Raw genomic sequence first — 18,382 nt, forward strand, 5'->3', positions numbered from 1 at the left:
TATGTAGGTTAAGTTAGGTAATTATCTGAAATTTAGTATGCTATAAAGTTGTTTGCGTTGTTTGTAATAAGTTTTTCCCTCTTCATTGGTTATGCTCTTGATTACATTGTCAATCAGGTTGTTGAAAATGGTGGCAAAAGTAAATCCTTCCGGGGGATAGATTTGGGGATTATGAATATCATTTAATTTGGCAATGTACATTCTGGCAATCATTTCGCTGGAGATGTCTTTTTTATACATGCCTTGTTCCATGCCTTTTTCGATGTTTATTTTAATTTTTTCAAAGATAAAATCGGATCTTTTTTGCAAATGCTCTTCAAATATGTCCGGAAATACTTTGGATAGGATTATCGTTACTGACGGGGTAACATTAAAGAAGCGGTTATTGATTTCGTTACTTACCATCAGCATAATATCAATGGCATTCCATCCCTCAAAATTGTATTCGTTAAAGATTTCTTCAAAACATTTACGTTCGTATTCCAATACGGTTTTGACCATATCCTGACGGTCTGTAAAATTGGCTTTCAGTTCTTTCAGTGTGAGTCCGGTTTTTTCCAGACGCTCTTCATTGAAATCGTTTATCCCGTATTTGGCAATATAACTCCGTAATTTTTCTGCCAGTATGTCTTTGGATGAGGTCATGTTTTCCATATATTCTGTTTGGTGGTGTAAATATAATAAACAATATGGGATAGTCTGTCCGGAAATGGTAGTAAATTGTTATTTGTCAAGCTTTTTTTTTAAGAAATTATAGTTTTTGGAAAAAAAACTTCCGTAGGGATAAAATATAAGGTATTTATATACATCTTTACGTGTATATAAATACCAAATATATTTACCTTTGCTATAATAAATTAAAAGTGAAGTCAGGGGAAAAAGTATGAAAGCAATAGTATTGGGATTTTTATTGGGTATAAGTGGTATAGTTGCTATGGCCGGGAGCAAACCGAAGTTGGTTGTCGGGATTACAATCAGCCAGTTTTATCCGGAATGGCTTACCATTTATGAAAATGAGCTTTCTGAAGGTGGTTTCAGAAGAATCATGAATGAGGGAAAATCTTCTATGGCCGATTATAATTATATTTTTTCTCAGACGGGGGTGGACCAGGCTACGATTTATACGGGATTGCTGCCGTCTGAACATGGGGTGATTTCGCATGCCTGGTTTGACCGTTTACGTAATAGGCGCCAGAGTAATGTGGTTGCTCAGGATTACAGGCTGATAGGCGAGGAGGGGGATGAAGGGTTTAGTCCGGATTGGCTTCAGGCGTTGACTCTGGGGTGTGCGATGAAAATGAATAATGCTTTTTCTAAGGTGTACAGTATTTCGGTCAATGGTGAGGAAGCTGTGCTGAGTGGTGGAAGTTGTGCCAATATGGCTTTTTGGTTGAGTGAGAAAAGTGGAAAGTGGGTTTCTTCCGATTATTATGCCGATTCTTTGCCGGGTTGGCTGAATGTTTATAATGCCCGTATGGAAAGCGATTACTTTGTTCGCCGGGGATGGATGTCTCTGGGAGATGAGGGGGGTAATACGGCGGCTTTGCGATGGAAGAATAAGATAGGATTAGCTAATGTTTTTTTTTACGACCTGGCCCAGGCAAAGCGGAAATATGATACTTACCGTATATTGAAGGCTACTCCCTACGTGAATACAATGGTGGTGGATTTGGCAATGGAATTGATGGGTGCTGAGCAATTGGGAAAAGATAACGATCCTGATTTGCTGATGCTGAATTTTTCTTGTCTGGATTATATGAACCGGGATTTTGGTGTGTATGCCAGGGAGTTTCAGGATGTGGTGTTACGGTTGGACAAAGATATGGAGCGCCTTTTGACGGAACTGGATAATTGTGTTGGGGAGGGTAATTATGCTTTATTTCTGACTTTCTCTGAGAGTCGGGAGCTGTTGCCGGAAGAATTGGAAAAAATACGTTTAGCCGGAGGATATTTCAGTATTTTTAAAGCAGTTGCTTTGTTGAAATCTTTTTTGAATTTGATGTACGGAGACGGAGATTGGATTTTGGATTATGATGCGGGCCAGATATATTTAGACAGGACTTTGATAGCAAAAAATAAAATTCCACTGAAGGATATACAGGACAAAATAGCTGATTTTATGATTGAGTTTGAGGGAGTATCCCGGGTTGTTACCGCCCATTCCCTGACTCACAATGCTTCTTCTTCGGGTATAGAGTTGTTGTTTCAAAATTCCTTTTCTCAGAAAAGGAGCGGAGATGTTTTATATACTTTACAACCGACGTGGATTCCGGAGTTGAAAGACCCGGAAGACCAGTTTGCCCGTTATAGTAAACGGCACAAAGTACCTCTTTATCTTTATGGAGGCGGAGCCGTTGGTTTGCCTGGAGAGTGTGAAATGACTTCCTTGTTGCCCTTTCTTTGCCGTTTGATGGAGATTCCTGTACCTTATACGGCTGTGAAATGATCAGGGAAATTGTATAGTTTCGATGAGTTGTACGATGTCCTGGCGTAAAAATTGAATGACCGGAGCCAGTGAATCTTTGTCGGGATGTTGGTTGAAGTAAAGAGCTCCTCTTAAAAAATGACGGCTGGAATCCGTTACAAAAAACTGGGTTGATGAAGCAGTATTTCCTTCGATGTAGTAGATAAGACCGAATACGGACGGTTTCCGGAAATATTTTTCATGGATGGACTCAGCCTTGATTGTGTGGGTGTAGGCCATGTGGTGGCAATCATCCAGATAATGGGTGAGTGAGGTATCTTCTTTGATGGTTTTGTAAGATAAGTGAATGCGGGCATTGTATTGAGGATAGCGCAGGTTGATCCATCCTTTTTCTGCGTCTGGGTCCGGGTCATGTTCTATATAGGCTGTGCCGGCCATCTGAAAGGTGTACGGTAAGGAGTCCGGGGTTTGTACCCATTGTTTTTCAGGAAAATCTATCCTGAAATATCCGTAAGGTTTAGGGGTGTACTTTTCTGAACATCCATACAGAAAAAAGAAAACCAAAATAAGTATTTTATTTTTTCTCATACTTTATTTTTTTTATCCTCCGGTTGTCTACTTCGAGTATGGTAAACTGATGTCCCTGGTAGGTAATGACCTCATTTTTTTCAGGCAATTCGCCTTTTATTTCCAGAATCAGTCCTGCGAGGGTATCTGCTTCTCCTTCAATGTCTTTAAAACTATCCTGGTCGGCATCAACGATTTTTATAAAATCATTCAGAAGGGTACAGGCTTCAAAAATATATTTATTGTCCGGTAATTTTGTAAAAGTCTCTTCTTTTTCATCGTATTCGTCATTGATTTCACCGACAATTTCTTCCAGAATGTCTTCCATGGTAACAATGCCGGAAGTGCCTCCGTATTCATCCACAATGATAGCCATGTGCACTTTTTTGGTCTGGAATTCTTCCAGCAGGTCGTTTATTTTTTTTGTTTCCGGAACAAAATATGCGGGACGGATTAATTTTTGCCATTTGAAGTCTTTGGATTCTTTCAGATAAGCTAATAAATCCTTGACATATAGGATGCCTTCGATGGTGTCCAGATTTTCCCTGTAAACGGGGAGCCGGGAATAGCCGTGTTCGATGACGGTATTGCGGACTTGTTCAAAACTATCTTCAATCTCCAGACCTATAATATTGATGCGGGGGCAAATAATGTCGATGGCGTCAATATTGCTGAACCGGACAATACCTTCCAGAATTTCTTTTTCCTCATTCAGTTCCGCGTCCTGGGTCAATTCCAGGGCTTTTGACAACTGGTCGATGGATAGTCCGTCTTTTTTTGCTATCCGTTTACTGATAATAGAAGTCGACCGGATCAGGAGCAGAGATAAGGGACGAAACAAGTAAGTCAGAAAAGTTAAAGGGGCTGCCATTAGGATAGCTACGCGCATTTGTGAGCGATTGGCATACAATTTGGGCATGATTTCCCCGAAAAGCAGGATGAGGAAAGTAACGACAATCACTTGTATGATGAAACCCAGAATAGGATAGCCGGAGAAATCAAATAAAGTATTCACCAGATAAGTGGAAAGTATAACAATTCCTACATTGACAAAATTGTTGGTGATTAATATGGTTGATAGCAGGAGATTGGGCTTTTGATGGAGATGAATGACTTTTTCATATCTTTTTTCCCGTAATTTATCCAGTTCTGCGGGAGTAAGCGAAAAGTAGGCAACTTCCGAGCCGGAGACCAGAGCCGAGCATAGCAATAAAAAAAGGAGAATGATAATGAATACAATATCCAGAACATCAAAAGTACCGCGGAATAGTGAAGTCACCGCGTCATAACCGTCTGTTTCCAAAATGAAAGAAATTAATTAAACAATATAAAGCCTTTAGGCTAAACTATAGGATAAAGAGTAACCGTTCGGGATAACTTTAGCCTATAGCTTAGAATTTTTTATTTAGATTAAAATGGCAGATCGTCGTTGTCGTCCGGTTCTGCTGCTGGTCCGGTTGTGGCCGGAGCAGATGCTGTATTGGCCGGAGCACTGTAACGGGGGACAGTGGTATTATTGTCACCGTCCTGTCTGGCGGAGAGCATCTGCATGTTATCTGCATAAATCTCGGTGGTATATCTCTTTACCCCGTTCTGGTCGTCCCATGAACGGGTCCGGATGCGGCCTTCTATATAAAGACGCATTCCTTTATGAACATATTTTTCCACAATTTCCGCCAGCCCTCTCCACAATACGATGTTATGCCATTCGGTTTGATCGACGTTTTCGCCGTTTTTATTTTTGTATCTTTCAGTAGTTGCCAGCCGGAGATTGGCTACTGCAACTCCACCGTCTAAGTACCTGACTTCGGGTTCGGCACCGACATTTCCGATTAATATTACTTTATTGACCATAATTTTTCTGTTAACGTTTATAAAATGAATTACATACACCCGGATTTGATTGCAACGCGATCCTTAAAATTTTCTTTTTCTCAATATTACACAAGTTACAAAAAAATCCTCGTTTCCCAATGGCTGAATCTGAGATTTTTTTGAGGGTAGTATGATTTACTTCAATTGATTGAGCGAAATTAAGGAAAAAAATCCGAATCAGAAAAAAATGACAAAAATCATCGTGATTTTTTTATTCTTAATAGAAAAGCCTTATATTTGCAGACTGAAAAACAAGAAAATAGAAATAAATTATTGAATATTAAATATTTAAAGAAAATGACAAAAGCAGATATTGTTAACGAAATTTCGAGAACGACTGGGATCGAGAAAGTAGCTGTTCAGGCTACCGTGGAGGCTTTTATGGAATCAATTAAAAATTCCGTTGTTGAGGGTAAGAATGTGTACTTGAGAGGTTTCGGTAGTTTTGTTGTGAAAAAAAGAGCTGAAAAAACAGCCCGTAATATTTCCAAAAACGTGACTATCAAAATCCCTGAACATTTTATTCCTTCATTCAAACCGTCCAAGAGTTTTGTTAATGAGGTTAAGGGTAATGTTAAAAAATAAGAAAGGAGGAATTTATGCCAAGCGGTAAAAAAAGAAAAAGACATAAGATGGCTACCCACAAACGGAAAAAAAGACTGAGAAAGAATCGTCATAAGAAGAAGTAATTCTTTGCGTTTGTGAGTAAAGATTTAAACCTAAAGGCATGTGTCTTTAGGTTTATTTGTTGAAAAAATAAAGATTAATAATAGTATAGCAGTGAGTAGTGAGTTAGTTATAGATGTTAAGGCGGAAGAGATTGTAATTGCGCTGTTGAAAGAAAAGAAATTGGTAGAATTAACCAAGGAAAAGACCAGTATGCAATTTGCTGTAGGGGATATCTATTTGGGGAAGGTGAAAAAAATCATGCCGGGGTTGAATGCTGCTTTCGTAAATGTGGGGTATGAGAAAGATGCTTTTTTGCATTATCTGGATCTAAGTCCCCAGTTTCATTCGCTGGATAGTTATATTAAGCAATGTATTGCCCGTAAAGGAATGTCAGTATCGAAACTGAAACTGGAACCGGAGATCAACAAGACAGGCAAAATCTCAGATATATTGACTGTGGGGCAATGGGTTGCGGTTCAGGTGGCGAAAGAACCTATATCTACCAAAGGGCCGCGCTTGACTTCCGAATTAAGTATTGCGGGCAGGAATCTGGTACTGATGCCTTTTGCGGATAAAGTTTCTGTGTCCCAGAAAATCAAATCGTCGGAGGAACGGAAACGACTGAAACGTTTGATTGAAAGCATCAAACCGAAGAATTACGGGGTGATTGTCCGGACTGTGGCCGAAGGGAAGAAAGTGGCGGTTTTTGATGCTGAACTGAAGGAGTTGGTCGAACGTTTTGAGACTGCTTTCAAGCACATCAGGGATATGGAGCCTCCCAAATTAATCCTGGGAGAGATTGACCGTACTAGTGCCATCCTGAGGGATATGTTGAATCCTACTTTTGAAAATATCTACGTGAATGATATTACCTTAAGTAAGGAGATTAAACATTTTTTGAGTACTATCGCTCCGGAAAAACAAGATATCGTCAAGTATGTCTCTCCTGAAATACCCATTTTGGATCATTTTGGGGTGGATAAGCAAATTAAGTCGTCTTTGGGAAAAACCGTTTCCTTTAAAAATGGAGCCTACCTGATTATAGAACATACCGAGGCTTTTCATGTGATCGACGTGAATAGTGGTAACCGGGCAAAACTGGGTGATGATCAGGAGAGCAATGCTTTGGAGGTGAATCTGGCAGCCGCCGAGGAAGTGGCCCGACAATTACAGCTTCGTGATATGGGGGGGATCATTGTAATCGATTTTATTGATATGCAGAAAGCGGAGAATCGGCAGAAGCTGTTTGAGAAGATGAAAGAGTGCATGGAAATCGACCGGGCCAAACATACGGTTTTGCCTTTGAGCAAATTTGGTTTAATGCAGATTACCCGTCAACGGGTGCGCCCTGCCATGACAGTGGACACGACGGAATTGTGCCCGGTGTGCCACGGTAGCGGTAAAGCTGAAGCTGCCATTTTGATTGTTGACAAGATAGAGGATGAATTGGAATTTTACGTTTGTGAAAAGAAAAATAAGACGATTATTTTGAAAGTTCATCCTTTTGTGGGTGCTTACCTTAAAAAAGGACTTTTCTCCCTGCGCCGTAGATGGGCTTTTCGTTACCATATTTCCCTGAAGATTATAGATGTTCCTTCTTTTTATATTTACGAATATCATTTTTATAATCGGTATAACCGGGAACTGGAAGGCGTAAAATAAAGCTTTATGAAAGGTAAAAAACGATATTCCGTTTTTTACCTTTTTTTCTCTTAAAGAAATTTGAAAATCATTTTTCCCGCCATTAATTATATGTTAAACTTGGAATAGGGTTTAAGGTGGGAAAAAATTAATGATATTTTTGTCTAAAATTTACTACTGATTTGATGATTTATATTAATAATTGTATGAAAAAGGGGTTACTTATTTTTTTATTGACTGTATTTATCGGTCTGTTTGCTGCCTTTTCCCAGGTAGCCAATCCTTCCAATTGGTCGTTTACGCAGAAAAGTTTGGGTAATGATGAATATGAACTGACTTTCCGGGCTTCCATTCAGCCAGGATGGCATATCTATTCTATGTATACGCCTGCCGGGGGGCCGATGGCCACAACTCTGACGCTGGAAGAGGCTGGGAAAGGGATTGAGTTGGTAGGAAAAGCCACAGAAAATGAACCTCAAAAGAAGCATGATGCTGTTTTTGGAGTAGATGTTTTGTCGTTTGAGCATGAATATGTGATTACGCAGCGAATCAAAGTAATTGACCCTGCTGTCGGTGTGGTAAAAGGAACTTTGGAATATCAGGTTTGCCGGGAAGGACAGTGTGTGATGTTCGAAGAGGCTTTTGATATTAAGGTGAAGGAAAATGTGACTGAATCAGGTGCTGTTCCTGCCGGGGAGGCTTCCCAGGATGATTCTTTGTGGCTGTTTTTCTGGCTGGCTTTTGTTGCCGGTTTGGCAGCAGTGGTTATGCCCTGCGTGTTTCCCATGATTCCCATGACGGTTTCTTTCTTTATGCATGGGGATAGCAATAAAGCGAAAGCCAAGGCAAAAGCGATGTTCTTTTCTTTCTCGATCATAGCTATTTATACGGCTTTGGGATTGATTATTTCGATGTTTTTAGGAGCTGATTTTATCAATTGGCTAAGTACCAACTGGGTGCCTAATGTATTCTTTTTTGTCATTTTTATGATTTTTGCGGCCTCTTTCTTTGGGGCGTTTGAGATTGTACTTCCTTCCTGGCTTGTAAATAAATCCGATGCACAGGCAGATAAAGGCGGATATATCGGGGCCTTTTTTATGGCGTTTACCTTGGTTTTGGTTTCTTTTTCCTGTACGGCTCCTATCGTGGGTACCGTGTTGGTTGAAGCGGCCCGGGGCTCAGTTTTACGTCCTATTGTCGGTATGCTTGGCTTTTCTGTAGCAGTGGCTTTACCTTTCGGTTTTTTTGCTTTTTTCCCTTCCAAGTTAAGTAATTTACCGAAATCCGGAGGATGGCTTAATTCGGTTAAAGTAGTGTTGGGATTTATAGAGGTTGCTTTGGGCTTTAAGTTTTTAATGGTGGCCGATCAGACTTACCATTGGGGATTATTGGACCGGGAAGTATATATTGCTATCTGGATTGCCATCTTCTCTCTGCAGGGCCTTTATTTAATGGGTAAGCTCAAATTTGCCAATGACAGCGAACTGACTCATATTGGAGTGCCTCGTTTGGCTTTTATCATTGCGACTTTTGCTTTTGTCGTTTACTTGATTCCCGGTATGTTCGGAGCACCGCTGAAAGCGTTGGCCGGTTATTTCCCTCCGCAGGAGACCATAGATTTTGATATAAACCGGATTGTACGTGAAAACGTTAAACAGGTGGCAAAGAGTGGAGGTGTAGTGAATGGAATTGCTCCGGTTGCCAATGAGGCCTGTGAAGCTCCGAAATATGCTGATTTCCTCCATTTAGCTCATGGATTAGACGGATATTTTGATTACGAACAGGCTTTGAAATGTGCTCAGGCCCAGAATAAACCGTTGTTTATTGACTTTACCGGACATGGTTGTGTGAATTGCCGTGAAATGGAGCAAACGGTGTGGGCAGACCCACGGGTTGCAGATATGTTAAGAAATGACTATGTGATTGTGGCCTTGTATGTGGATGATAAGACGACCTTGCCGGAAGAGGAGTGGTATGTTTCTGAATATGACGGCAAAAAGAAAAAAACTTTAGGAAAGAAAAATGCGGATTTCCAAATCAAGAAATTTGATTCGAATGCGCAGCCGAACTATATATTGTTGGACAGTCGGGGAGGAAATGATGAAAACCTGCAACAACATGTGCTGGCTCCTGCACGCGGCCATGATTTGGATAAGGATGCGTTTGTCGCTTTCCTAAAAAAAGGTTTGGAGGAGTATAAAAAAAGAGGAAATAAATAATGTTCTGATGAATAAATCGGAAAGAAAGCGGAGGAAACTCCGCTTTTTTTATGATGGGGCGATGGGCTTTGCCTTTGACTTATTATCTTTACCCGTTTAATGGTTGATAAGATATGATCCGGATTTTTGTTTTTTTTGTTTTATTTTTTGGGGAAAGTTTCCGGCTTTGTGCCCAGACACTTTGTCTGGATATGGATACAGTCGCTTTGCGGAAAGAGGCGGATGCGTTTCTCTCTACCCTTCCGCAAGGATTGCAGGCTGAACAGACAGAAGCTGTATACCGTGCTACGAAAGGAGACACTGAGGCATTGAACCGGGTGCGTCATTCCCGTAATGTACCTTCTCCTTTACCTTATGGTGTGTCTGCTACTTTTCTGACTCCTCGTTTATGTCTGTATACGCCTTCTGTGAAGGCAGACATTTTGCGTCCGTTGCTGGTTTATTTTCATGGTGGAGGATGGACATTCGGAAGCATTAACAGTTGTTCCCGTTTTTGTGGAGAACTTGTTGCGAGGGCAGGAGTTTCCGTTCTTGCTGTTGATTATGCCCTTGCTCCCGAAGCTTCTTTCCCTTTTGGATTAAACGATTGCATTGATGCTGTACGATTTGCCGTGCAACATGCGGGAGAATGGGGCAGTGCCGGCCACTTGGTTTCTGTCGGAGGAGATAGCGCTGGAGGTAATCTTGCCGTGGCAACAGCATTGAGTCTGCTTTCTTCAGATACGATTTTGTTGCGTTCGCTTCTCCTTTTTTATCCGGTGACTTTGGCTTATCCGGACCATTCAGCGTCCTGGCGGCTTTATGGTTCTGGTTTTGCCTTGGATAGCGAATTGATGGAAGCGTTTAACCGGGCTTATGCTCCCGGGGAGTCACACCATTACCTGGTGTCTGTAGCCCATGCTCCTGACAGCTTGCTGTCCCGGTTGCCTTCCACGCTTTTGGTTGCTGCCGAACGCGATATTTTATGTACTCAGGGCCGGGAATTTGCTGCTCGTTTAAATCACCTTGGTGTCAAGGTTTCCCGCTATGAACTACCCGCCACCGTGCATTTGTTCATTACGGTGCCGGGACAATCACTGGCATTTTGTTATGCGTTGTCTCTTTCGGCTTCTTTTCTTTACTATCCTTCAACCGGGTTTGAATAAGTTTGTTTCTGTTTCCGTCTTGCATTATCTTTGATAACTAAAATAAAAATGGTATGTACGTGGTGAGGTATCTGTTAATTTGTTTGTTGTTCATCGGGATTTCCGGATGCGGAGGAGAAAAGAAGAAAGGGAGCTTTAAATATTTCCGGCATTATCAAAGAACCTTTAATGACTTGAATGATAAACATCTGGAGGCTGCCCGTCGTTGGGGTATACGCCCCGTGACTTCCGAGAAGGATTTTCAGCAGCAGAAGGGTAAATTAAGCGGTCTTTCTTCCGGACGTTATTATGAGTTGGATGAACTTACCCATTCGGTTCCTTATTTAGTGCCGAAAGCAGAGGAACTTTTGCGGAAAATTGGGAAAAATTTCCGGGATTCTTTGGATAGCAAGGGGTTGCCGGACCGAAAGATTATCGTTACAAGTGTATTACGTACTGCCGGAACGGTGCAGAAACTGAGAAAGAAGAATATGAATGCCAGTGCCAATTCTGCCCATGTTTACGGAACTACTTTTGACATTGCCTATGCCCGGTATAAAGGGGCTGCCAAGGAAGAGACAGATAAGTTGAAATCTGTTTTGGCAGAAGTATTGCAGGATTTGCGCAAGCAGAAGAAGTGTTTCGTGCGCTATGAATTTAAACAGGGATGTTTTCATGTTACTGTACGATAATATAAAAATTTGTACTACTTTTGCACACTGATGACTGAGTGATTTTTTCACTTTTTGTGTTTATTTTTTACTTCATATTTATGGGTTTACAATGTGGTATCGTGGGCCTGCCTAATGTTGGGAAGTCCACGTTGTTTAATTGTTTGAGTAATGCCAAAGCTCAATCGGCCAATTTTCCTTTCTGTACCATTGAGCCGAATGTAGGAGTGATTACTGTTCCGGATGAACGTTTAAATAGATTGGTGGAATTGGTCAATCCGGCCAATGTGGTGCCGGCCGTTGTGGAAATTGTGGATATTGCCGGTTTGGTGAAAGGAGCCAGCAAGGGCGAAGGATTGGGAAATAAATTTCTTTCCAATATCCGGGAAACGGATGCCATTATTCACGTGTTGCGTTGTTTTGACGATGATAATATCGTTCATGTGGACGGAAGTGTCGATCCTATCCGGGATAAAGAAATCATAGACACGGAATTGCAATTAAAAGATCTGGAAACAGTTGAAAATCGTTTGCAGAAAGAAGAAAAACGGGCGATGACAGGGGGGGATGCTGTAGCAAAACGTTTGGTGGAAGTATTGCATATGTATAAAAATGCCCTTGAGAAAGGTTTGTCTGCCCGGACAGTAGTATTGGACGAATTACAGCAGGAGTCTGCCAAGGATTTACAGTTGCTTACGGCTAAGCCGGTATTGTATGTTTGCAATGTGGACGAAGCTTCTGTTGTTCATGGAAATAAATATGTGGAAGCCGTACAGGAGGCTGTGAAGAATGAGAATGCCGAAGTTCTGGTGATTGGTGCGGCTATTGAGGCTGATATTGCCGAACTGGAAACTTACGAGGAGAAACAAATGTTTTTGGAGGATTTAGGCCTGAAAGAAGCTGGGGTAAACAAATTGATCCGCACGGCCTATCATTTGTTGAATTTGCAGACTTATTTTACTGCCGGTCCGAAAGAAGTGCGAGCCTGGACTTTTCGTAAGGGGATGAAAGCTCCCCAGACTGCCGGAATTATTCATTCTGATTTCGAGAAAGGTTTTATACGGGCTGAAGTAATCAAATATGAAGATTTTATTCACTACGGTTCTGAAACCAAATGCAAGGAAGCCGGAAAGATGTCGGTTGAGGGAAAAGAATATATTGTGCAGGATGGGGATATGATGAATTTCCGCTTTAACGTATAGGCTGATACGATCAACCGATAAGAATAATATGAAGAGGGTGTCCTTACGGGCACCCTCTTGCTGTTTCTTCTATCTCATATCGATTATCTCCACATCCGGATGCTGGGTTGTATCGAATTTGAAAAAATCATCCGATGGAGCCGGATTTATGGATTTGATGTTTTTAATGGTAATTATTACATTGTTTCCATCTTTACCAAAAGAAGTCACTTTTTGAATGGAAGAGGAGGATAGTTTGGCCCATACTCCGATTTTTTCTATATTTTTCTTTTCCTTGGGGTAAAGTTCTATGTAAGCGACATCATTACTTGTGCTGAGTAGTTTCTGATTGAAGCCTTGATTGTGGATATCGAATAAAGTTGCCGGATTGAGAAAGCCTTCTTCTTCATCGCTGGGAGTTTTGATGTTTACCTCTTTTACTTCAGGCATATAAGTGTAAATCACTTTACCGTCGTAATAGTTTTCAACATCCATCAGGTCGAGTCTGTACAGATTGCCTTTCATCCATGCTTTTCCGGAGTGGGTTTCCTGGATGTTTTCTGCTTTGTTTTCCATAGCCAGGGTGAAATCTATTTCTGCAGCCGGATAGGCTTTGAACCTGGCGGCAGCTTTGTCAAGAACTTCTCTGGCTTTTGGATCGCTCTGTGCCAGAACGCTGAAAGCTATCATAATCCAGAGTAAGGTTGTAAAGTATCGCATAGCATTCATTTTAAATTTAATACAAAGATAAGGAATGTACTGTATATTCTGAAATTTTATTTAGATTTGTGGAATAAAATGATTAATCCTCCAAAGGGTAGAATGTAACCTGCTTAGTTAGAAATTAAAAACATAATTCTGGAATAATATGTTATTATTCATCAAATTGGGCTTTTTCGACATTCTGGATATTTTGATTGTAGCTTTTATCTTTTATCAAATTTATCGTTTGGTGAAAGGGACGGCGGCTATTAATATTTTCGCTGGTATTTTTACTTTTTATGTGGCCTGGTTGCTGGTACGGGCTTTCAATATGGAACTGATTTCTTCTATTCTGGGGCAGTTTATCGGTATGGGGGTGATTGCTTTGTTGATTGTTTTCCAGCAGGAGGTGCGCCGTTTTTTATTGTTGGTCGGCAGCCGGTATAATTTGCAGAATATTTTTAATCTGGAAAAATTATTTGCCAAACCGGGAATCCAGGAGAATGTGTCGGATGCTATCGTAGAGGCATGTACTAATTTTGCAGCCACGAAAACCGGTGCTTTAATTGTTTTCCAGCAAAATACGGAATTATATACCTATGCTCAGACAGGAGTATTGATAAAAGCTAAAGTGACAGATGAACTGATTGAAAATATTTTTTTCAAAAATACCCCTCTTCATGATGGTGCTGTGATTATTAATGACAATAAAATCCTGGCGGCCCGTTGCATTTTACCTGTATCGGACCGCACGGATATTCCGGGCAGTATGGGGTTGCGTCATCGGGCAGCTTTGGGGTTAAGCTCGGTCAGTGATGCTTATGTCGTGGTGGTTAGTGAAGAGACTGGTAATATTACTTTTTTTAAGGACGGGAATTATAAAGTAAGGGTGAGTCCTGAAGAGTTGAAAAAATTTCTGGCAAATGATTTTGCCGGTTTCGTTACGAAATAGGAATGGGAAAATAAAAAGAGCTCCGGCATTTGCCGGAGCTCTTTTTTAGGGATTGGTTATAATTTTTTCAGGCAGTCATTTACGTTATTTTCAATGCGTTTAAGGATATTTCCGCCTTCTGCTTTTTCAAATTTTTGTCCGGTGATGTGTTCAAAAAGTTCAATATAACGGTCGGTAATGCCTGCCACGACTTCCGGGGTCATTTCCGGAACCTGTTGTCCGGCTTGTCCCTGGAAACCGTTGTCCATCAACCATTCGCGGACGAATTCCTTAGAGAGTTGTTTTTGTTTCTCTCCTTTGGTAAATCTTTCTTCATAGCCTTCAGCATAGAAGTAGCGGGAAGAATCGGGCGTGTGGATTTCATCGATCAGGTATATTTTTCCGTTTTTCTTACCGAATTCGTATTTGGTGTCTACCAGAATCAATCCTTTTTCGGCAGCTATTTCTGTGCCACGCTTAAATAAGGCGTATGTATATTTTTCCATCTGTTCGTAGTCTTCCCGGCTTACTAAACCTTGAGCGATGATTTCTTCTTTTGAAATATTTTCATCATGTCCTTCATCGGCTTTGGTGGTTGGGGTAATGAGTGGAGAATCGAATTTCTGGTTTTCTTTCATGCCTTCGGGCAAGGGCAGGCCGCAGATTGTCCGTTCACCGGCTTTATAAGCCCGCCACGAACTTCCGGTCAAATAACCGCGGATTACCATTTCCACTTTGAAGGGTTCGCATTTGTGTCCGATGGTGACCATGGGATCCGGGGTAGCAATTTTCCAGTTTGGTACTATATCGGAGGTGGCATCCAGAAATTTGGACGCGATTTGATTTAGTACTTGTCCTTTGTAAGGTATTCCTTTGGGCAGGATTACGTCGAAAGCTGAAATACGGTCTGATACTACCATGACTAAGTATTCGTCGTTGATGTCGTATACATCGCGTACTTTTCCTTTATATACGCTTTTTTGTCCGGGAAACTGGAAATCTGTTTTTACGATGGCGTCCATAACTTTAATATTTAATGTTCAATATAATCTTTATTTTTCGAAAGTTTCGTCTTCTTTCTGATAGGCTTTGACGATGTCTTTTACCAGACGGTGGCGTACGATGTCATCTGAGTTAAATTCCACGAAGGCAATGCCTTTAATGTCTTTGAGGATTTTAAAGGCATGAATCAGGCCGGAATCGTTCCGTCGGGGTAAGTCAATCTGGCTCATATCGCCGGTGATGACGAACTTGGCACTGACTCCCATTCGGGTCAGGAACATTTTCAATTGGTTGCGGGTTGTGTTCTGGGCTTCATCCAGAATAACGAAGGAATCGTTCAGTGTGCGTCCCCGCATGTAAGCCAGCGGAGCAATCTGGATGATTTCCGATTCCAGATATTCTTCCAATTTTTTAGGAGGAATCATGTCGGAAAGTGCATCATACAGAGGTTGCAGATAAGGGTCTACTTTTTCCTTCATATCGCCAGGCAGGAATCCCAGGCTTTCTCCGGCTTCCACTGCCGGGCGGCTGAGTACGATGCGTTTTACCTCCCGGTTGCGGAGTGCTTTTACTGCCAAGGCGATGGCCGTATAGGTTTTCCCGGAGCCTGCCGGGCCTGTGGCAAAAAGCAGGTCATTGGCACGTGCCAGCTCTATCAAAGTGCGTTGGTTGGTGGTACGTGCCCGGATTGCTTTGCCGGCATGACCGAACAAAATAACCGATTCTGCATCTTCCGGGTCTGTTACTTGATTGTCTTCCAGGATGATGCGTTTCAGATTGGCAACGGTCAGCATATTATAACGGTGGTAGTGCTCTAACAGGGCATTGATTTTATTGCTGATTACTTCTATGTCGTTTACCTCTCCCTGCAGGATAATTTCATCCCCTCGTGCGGTAATCTTCAGTTTGGGAAAATATTCTTTGAGGATATTAAATTTAGAGTTGTTCACTCCATAAAAGTCCAGGGGATCAATATTGCCTATACTTATTCTTTTTTCGATCATGAAACTTTTAATAAACGCCTTGGTTTTGCATAAAACCTGATTCAATGCTTGACTTTTCGTTTCTCAAATATCAAGCAAATGTAGCGTCTTTTTTAATATTATCAGGTGTAGTAAATCAATTTTTTTGTCAAAAAAATACCTTATTTTTGCGGATGAAAATCAGGTGAATGGTGAAAAAGGTATACGGAGGCTGTGGAATATTTTGTTGGGAGGCTATGGTTTGAATTTGGCTAAAGCATGTATTCATGGAAAAATTAGAGATTAAAAAAGAAGCATTTGCTGAATTATTGGAGATTATTGAGACTTTGCGGTCTGGATGTCCCTGGGACCGGAAACAGACCATGGAAACATTGAGGGCATTGACTATCGAGGAGGTATATGAGTTGGGAGATGCTATTCTGGAAAATGATTTGGCAGAAGTGAAGAAGGAATTGGGGGATTTGCTGATGCATATTGTTTTTTATGCCCAGATAGGACAGGAACAACAGGTTTTTGATATTTCGGATGTGTTGCACGGAATCTGTGAGAAATTGAAATACCGTCATCCGCATATTTACGGCGGGGTGAAGGTACAGAATGCTGAGGAGGTAGTCCAGAATTGGGAGCAATTGAAATTAAAGGAAAAAGGACGTAAGCATAAAGTTCTTGAGGGGGTCCCTCAGGCTTTACCGGCATTAGTGAAAGCTTACCGCATTCAGGATAAAGCCAGGGGAGCGGGGTTTGACTGGAAGCAGAAAGAAGAAGTGTGGGAAAAAGTGAAAGAAGAATTGGAAGAGTTTGAAGCGGAAGTTCAAAAGGCTGATCCCGAAAAAATGGAAGAAGAGTTTGGAGATTTCTTGTTTTCTGTAGTGAATGCTGCCCGTTTATATGGGATAAATCCGGAGAATGCATTGGAAAAAACGAATCGGAAATTTATCGGAAGGTTTAACTATATTGAAGAAAGTGCTCAGAGAGAAGGAAAGACTTTGCAGGATATGAGTCTGGAAGAGATGGAAATGCTTTGGCAGGAAGCTAAGCAGAAGGTTTCAACTTGTCATAAATGATGTAGATATAGACATGAATTTGACGGGAAAATGGAGATATTTTGAAAATTACGGGAATGGAGTTGCTGAAGGTGAATTGTATCTGAAACAAGAAGGGAAGGAGTTGTCCGGAAGGATTGTTTTTTCCGATCGTTTGAAGGGGGAAGTTCCTTATATGATTCAGGAGTTTCTGACCGGAATACAGGAGGAAAAGAAGGTTAAACTGGAAGCTACCGGTTTTGATGTGATCCATGCTGATTTTCCGGTGAGTTACGAGTTGGACTATTGGTTCGGGCTGTTGGTGGATGAGACGACGATTCGTGGAGTGAGCCGGGATGAACAGGGGATAGAGGGCTACTTTGTTTTTGAAAAGTTGCAAGATGATGTGAGTTTAAAGTTTGTAAATGAAATTCCGGACAGAAGTAAGAGGTGATGGCCTGTTTTTGTCTGATTGGAAACAGAAATATAGAAATACATGGTAGAAATAGGTAAGTATAATACACTGACTGTTGTAAAGATAGTTGATTTCGGAGTTTATCTGGACGGGGGTGAACGAGGTGAGATTCTGATGCCCAAAGAATATGTACCGACCAATTGTAGTCCGGACGATGAAGTAGAGGTATTCGTTTATTTCGACTCTGAAGACCGGATTGTGGCTACGACGGAAATACCGGCCATACAGGTGGGGGAATTTGCTTTTCTGAAAGTGGTGGCGGTCAGTAAGGTGGGTGCTTTTTTGGGATGGGGATTGCGGAAGGATTTATTTGTGCCTTTTCGGGAACAGCGTGACCCTATGGTGGAAGGAAAATCCTATTTGGTGTATGCTTATGTGGATAAGGCATCTGACCGGATTGTTGCTTCGACAAAGATTGAGAAATTTTTGGATCAGGTATTTCCGGATTATGAACCGGGAGAAGAAGTAGAGGTTTTGATTGCCCGTAAGACCGATTTAGGATATGCTGTCATTGTCAATCATGCTCATTGGGGGTTGGTGTATGACAATGAGATATTTCGGCCTCTTAAGATCGGGCAGAAGATGAGAGGTTATATCAAGACAGTGCGTGAAGATGAAAAAATAGATGTTTCTCTGCAACCCGCGGGATATGGAAAAATTGAAGGATTGGCGGGGATGATTTTGGAGAAGCTGAAAGATTATGGCGGAGTATTGGACCTTTCTGATAAAAGTGAGCCGGCAGAGATATACCGTGTTTTCGGTTGTAGTAAAAAGAATTATAAGAAAGCTTTGGGGACCTTGTTGAAACAGGGGATTATCGAAATTAAAGATACGGAAGTTTGCTTAAAACCTGAAGACTAACATGTTTTAAGAGTTCGTCTTATGCGGTTTTATG

At 41.3% G+C, this 18,382-nt stretch carries 18 protein-coding genes; 11 read left to right on the forward strand and 7 right to left on the reverse strand.

The features are described from left to right. Window positions 1–21: 21 nt before the first annotated feature. Complete coding sequence (locus D1136_RS08185; RefSeq protein ID WP_237567027.1) at window positions 22–654, reverse strand: hypothetical protein; 633 nt, start codon at window positions 652–654, stop codon at window positions 22–24. A gap of 229 nt (window positions 655–883) precedes the next feature. On the opposite strand from D1136_RS08185, the gene D1136_RS08190 reads away from it, so the two are divergent. Beyond that, a complete protein-coding gene (locus tag D1136_RS08190) occupies window positions 884–2,446 on the forward strand; it encodes an alkaline phosphatase family protein (protein ID WP_161877148.1) in 1,563 nt (520 codons plus the stop codon). Here the strand turns inward: D1136_RS08190 and D1136_RS08195 are convergent, their stop codons facing one another. The 3 genes from D1136_RS08195 to D1136_RS08205 form a co-directional block, all read right to left on the reverse strand. Continuing rightward, entirely contained in the window at window positions 2,447–3,013 is a 567-nt protein-coding gene (locus D1136_RS08195) for a gliding motility lipoprotein GldD (RefSeq protein ID WP_161877149.1), read from the reverse strand. Further along, window positions 3,000–4,295 carry a gliding motility-associated protein GldE gene (gldE, locus tag D1136_RS08200; RefSeq protein WP_161877150.1) on the reverse strand — a complete coding sequence of 432 codons (1,296 nt, stop codon included), beginning with the start codon at window positions 4,293–4,295 and terminating at the stop codon, window positions 3,000–3,002. Before gldE ends, D1136_RS08195 begins: the two co-directional genes overlap by 14 nt. 107 nt (window positions 4,296–4,402) lie before the next feature. Beyond that, window positions 4,403–4,849 (reverse strand): single-stranded DNA-binding protein, encoded by a 447-nt coding sequence (locus tag D1136_RS08205; protein WP_161877187.1) that lies wholly within the window; start codon window positions 4,847–4,849, stop codon window positions 4,403–4,405. A gap of 255 nt (window positions 4,850–5,104) precedes the next feature. Here D1136_RS08205 and D1136_RS08210 point away from each other — a divergent pair, with 255 nt between their 5' ends. The 6 genes from D1136_RS08210 (at window position 5,105) to ychF (ending at window position 12,393) form a co-directional block, all read left to right on the forward strand. Beyond that, window positions 5,105–5,452 carry an HU family DNA-binding protein gene (locus tag D1136_RS08210; RefSeq protein WP_161877151.1) on the forward strand — a complete coding sequence of 116 codons (348 nt, stop codon included), beginning with the start codon at window positions 5,105–5,107 and terminating at the stop codon, window positions 5,450–5,452. Between the two features lie 195 nt (window positions 5,453–5,647). Beyond that, the gene (locus D1136_RS08215) at window positions 5,648–7,198 is read left to right on the forward strand and encodes an Rne/Rng family ribonuclease (protein WP_161877188.1); all 1,551 of its coding nucleotides are present in this window, start codon (window positions 5,648–5,650) and stop codon (window positions 7,196–7,198) included. A 185-nt stretch (window positions 7,199–7,383) separates the two neighbouring features. Beyond that, window positions 7,384–9,396, forward strand: a complete 2,013-nt coding sequence (locus D1136_RS08220; protein ID WP_161877152.1) for a thioredoxin family protein — start codon at window positions 7,384–7,386, stop codon at window positions 9,394–9,396. A gap of 191 nt (window positions 9,397–9,587) precedes the next feature. Next, entirely contained in the window at window positions 9,588–10,541 is a 954-nt protein-coding gene (locus D1136_RS08225) for an alpha/beta hydrolase (RefSeq protein ID WP_237567029.1), read from the forward strand. A 53-nt stretch (window positions 10,542–10,594) separates the two neighbouring features. Beyond that, window positions 10,595–11,212, forward strand: coding sequence for a DUF5715 family protein (locus tag D1136_RS08230; protein ID WP_161877154.1), 618 nt, complete (start codon window positions 10,595–10,597; stop codon window positions 11,210–11,212). 80 nt (window positions 11,213–11,292) lie between these two features. Next, entirely contained in the window at window positions 11,293–12,393 is a 1,101-nt protein-coding gene (gene ychF / locus D1136_RS08235) for a redox-regulated ATPase YchF (protein ID WP_161877155.1), read from the forward strand. Window positions 12,394–12,462: 69 nt separating this feature from the next. On the opposite strand, the gene D1136_RS08240 is transcribed toward ychF, so the two are convergent. Further along, on the reverse strand, window positions 12,463–13,092 hold the full coding sequence (locus tag D1136_RS08240) for an outer membrane lipoprotein carrier protein LolA (RefSeq protein ID WP_161877156.1): 630 nt from the start codon (window positions 13,090–13,092) through the stop codon (window positions 12,463–12,465). A gap of 148 nt (window positions 13,093–13,240) precedes the next feature. On the opposite strand from D1136_RS08240, the gene cdaA reads away from it, so the two are divergent. Next, entirely contained in the window at window positions 13,241–14,026 is a 786-nt protein-coding gene (cdaA, locus tag D1136_RS08245; protein WP_161877157.1) for a diadenylate cyclase CdaA, read from the forward strand. A gap of 56 nt (window positions 14,027–14,082) precedes the next feature. Here the strand turns inward: cdaA and D1136_RS08250 are convergent, their stop codons facing one another. After that, window positions 14,083–15,027 carry a phosphoribosylaminoimidazolesuccinocarboxamide synthase gene (locus D1136_RS08250; RefSeq protein ID WP_161877158.1) on the reverse strand — a complete coding sequence of 315 codons (945 nt, stop codon included), beginning with the start codon at window positions 15,025–15,027 and terminating at the stop codon, window positions 14,083–14,085. Between the two features lie 30 nt (window positions 15,028–15,057). Further along, complete coding sequence (locus tag D1136_RS08255) at window positions 15,058–16,011, reverse strand: PhoH family protein (protein WP_161877159.1); 954 nt, start codon at window positions 16,009–16,011, stop codon at window positions 15,058–15,060. A 245-nt stretch (window positions 16,012–16,256) separates the two neighbouring features. Between D1136_RS08255 and mazG the strand changes: the two genes are divergently transcribed. The 3 genes from mazG to D1136_RS08270 are packed head-to-tail and all read left to right on the forward strand — an operon-like array spanning window position 16,257 to window position 18,348. Continuing rightward, window positions 16,257–17,054 carry a nucleoside triphosphate pyrophosphohydrolase gene (gene mazG / locus D1136_RS08260; protein WP_161877160.1) on the forward strand — a complete coding sequence of 266 codons (798 nt, stop codon included), beginning with the start codon at window positions 16,257–16,259 and terminating at the stop codon, window positions 17,052–17,054. 13 nt (window positions 17,055–17,067) lie between these two features. Next, window positions 17,068–17,466 carry a hypothetical protein gene (locus tag D1136_RS08265; protein WP_161877161.1) on the forward strand — a complete coding sequence of 133 codons (399 nt, stop codon included), beginning with the start codon at window positions 17,068–17,070 and terminating at the stop codon, window positions 17,464–17,466. 42 nt (window positions 17,467–17,508) lie between these two features. Continuing rightward, a complete protein-coding gene (locus D1136_RS08270) occupies window positions 17,509–18,348 on the forward strand; it encodes a S1 RNA-binding domain-containing protein (RefSeq protein ID WP_161877162.1) in 840 nt (279 codons plus the stop codon). Window positions 18,349–18,382: the final 34 nt, after the last annotated feature.

The organism is Odoribacter sp. Z80, from assembly GCF_009935865.1.
GTDB lineage: Bacteria > Bacteroidota > Bacteroidia > Bacteroidales > Marinifilaceae > Odoribacter.

What these genes read in the sequence shown, in the direction of transcription:
- D1136_RS08185 (WP_237567027.1), bottom strand. Translation starts at nt 654, where the DNA reads ATGGAAAACATGACCTCATCCAAAGACATACTGGCAGAAAAATTACGG.
- D1136_RS08190 (WP_161877148.1), top strand. Translation starts at nt 884, where the DNA reads ATGAAAGCAATAGTATTGGGATTTTTATTGGGTATAAGTGGTATAGTT.
- D1136_RS08195 (WP_161877149.1), bottom strand. Translation starts at nt 3,013, where the DNA reads ATGAGAAAAAATAAAATACTTATTTTGGTTTTCTTTTTTCTGTATGGA.
- D1136_RS08220 (WP_161877152.1), top strand. Translation starts at nt 7,384, where the DNA reads ATGAAAAAGGGGTTACTTATTTTTTTATTGACTGTATTTATCGGTCTG.
- D1136_RS08225 (WP_237567029.1), top strand. Translation starts at nt 9,588, where the DNA reads ATGGATACAGTCGCTTTGCGGAAAGAGGCGGATGCGTTTCTCTCTACC.
- D1136_RS08230 (WP_161877154.1), top strand. Translation starts at nt 10,595, where the DNA reads ATGTACGTGGTGAGGTATCTGTTAATTTGTTTGTTGTTCATCGGGATT.
- ychF (WP_161877155.1), top strand. Translation starts at nt 11,293, where the DNA reads ATGGGTTTACAATGTGGTATCGTGGGCCTGCCTAATGTTGGGAAGTCC.
- D1136_RS08240 (WP_161877156.1), bottom strand. Translation starts at nt 13,092, where the DNA reads ATGCGATACTTTACAACCTTACTCTGGATTATGATAGCTTTCAGCGTT.
- cdaA (WP_161877157.1), top strand. Translation starts at nt 13,241, where the DNA reads ATGTTATTATTCATCAAATTGGGCTTTTTCGACATTCTGGATATTTTG.
- D1136_RS08250 (WP_161877158.1), bottom strand. Translation starts at nt 15,027, where the DNA reads ATGGACGCCATCGTAAAAACAGATTTCCAGTTTCCCGGACAAAAAAGC.
- D1136_RS08255 (WP_161877159.1), bottom strand. Translation starts at nt 16,011, where the DNA reads ATGATCGAAAAAAGAATAAGTATAGGCAATATTGATCCCCTGGACTTT.
- mazG (WP_161877160.1), top strand. Translation starts at nt 16,257, where the DNA reads ATGGAAAAATTAGAGATTAAAAAAGAAGCATTTGCTGAATTATTGGAG.
- D1136_RS08265 (WP_161877161.1), top strand. Translation starts at nt 17,068, where the DNA reads ATGAATTTGACGGGAAAATGGAGATATTTTGAAAATTACGGGAATGGA.
- D1136_RS08270 (WP_161877162.1), top strand. Translation starts at nt 17,509, where the DNA reads ATGGTAGAAATAGGTAAGTATAATACACTGACTGTTGTAAAGATAGTT.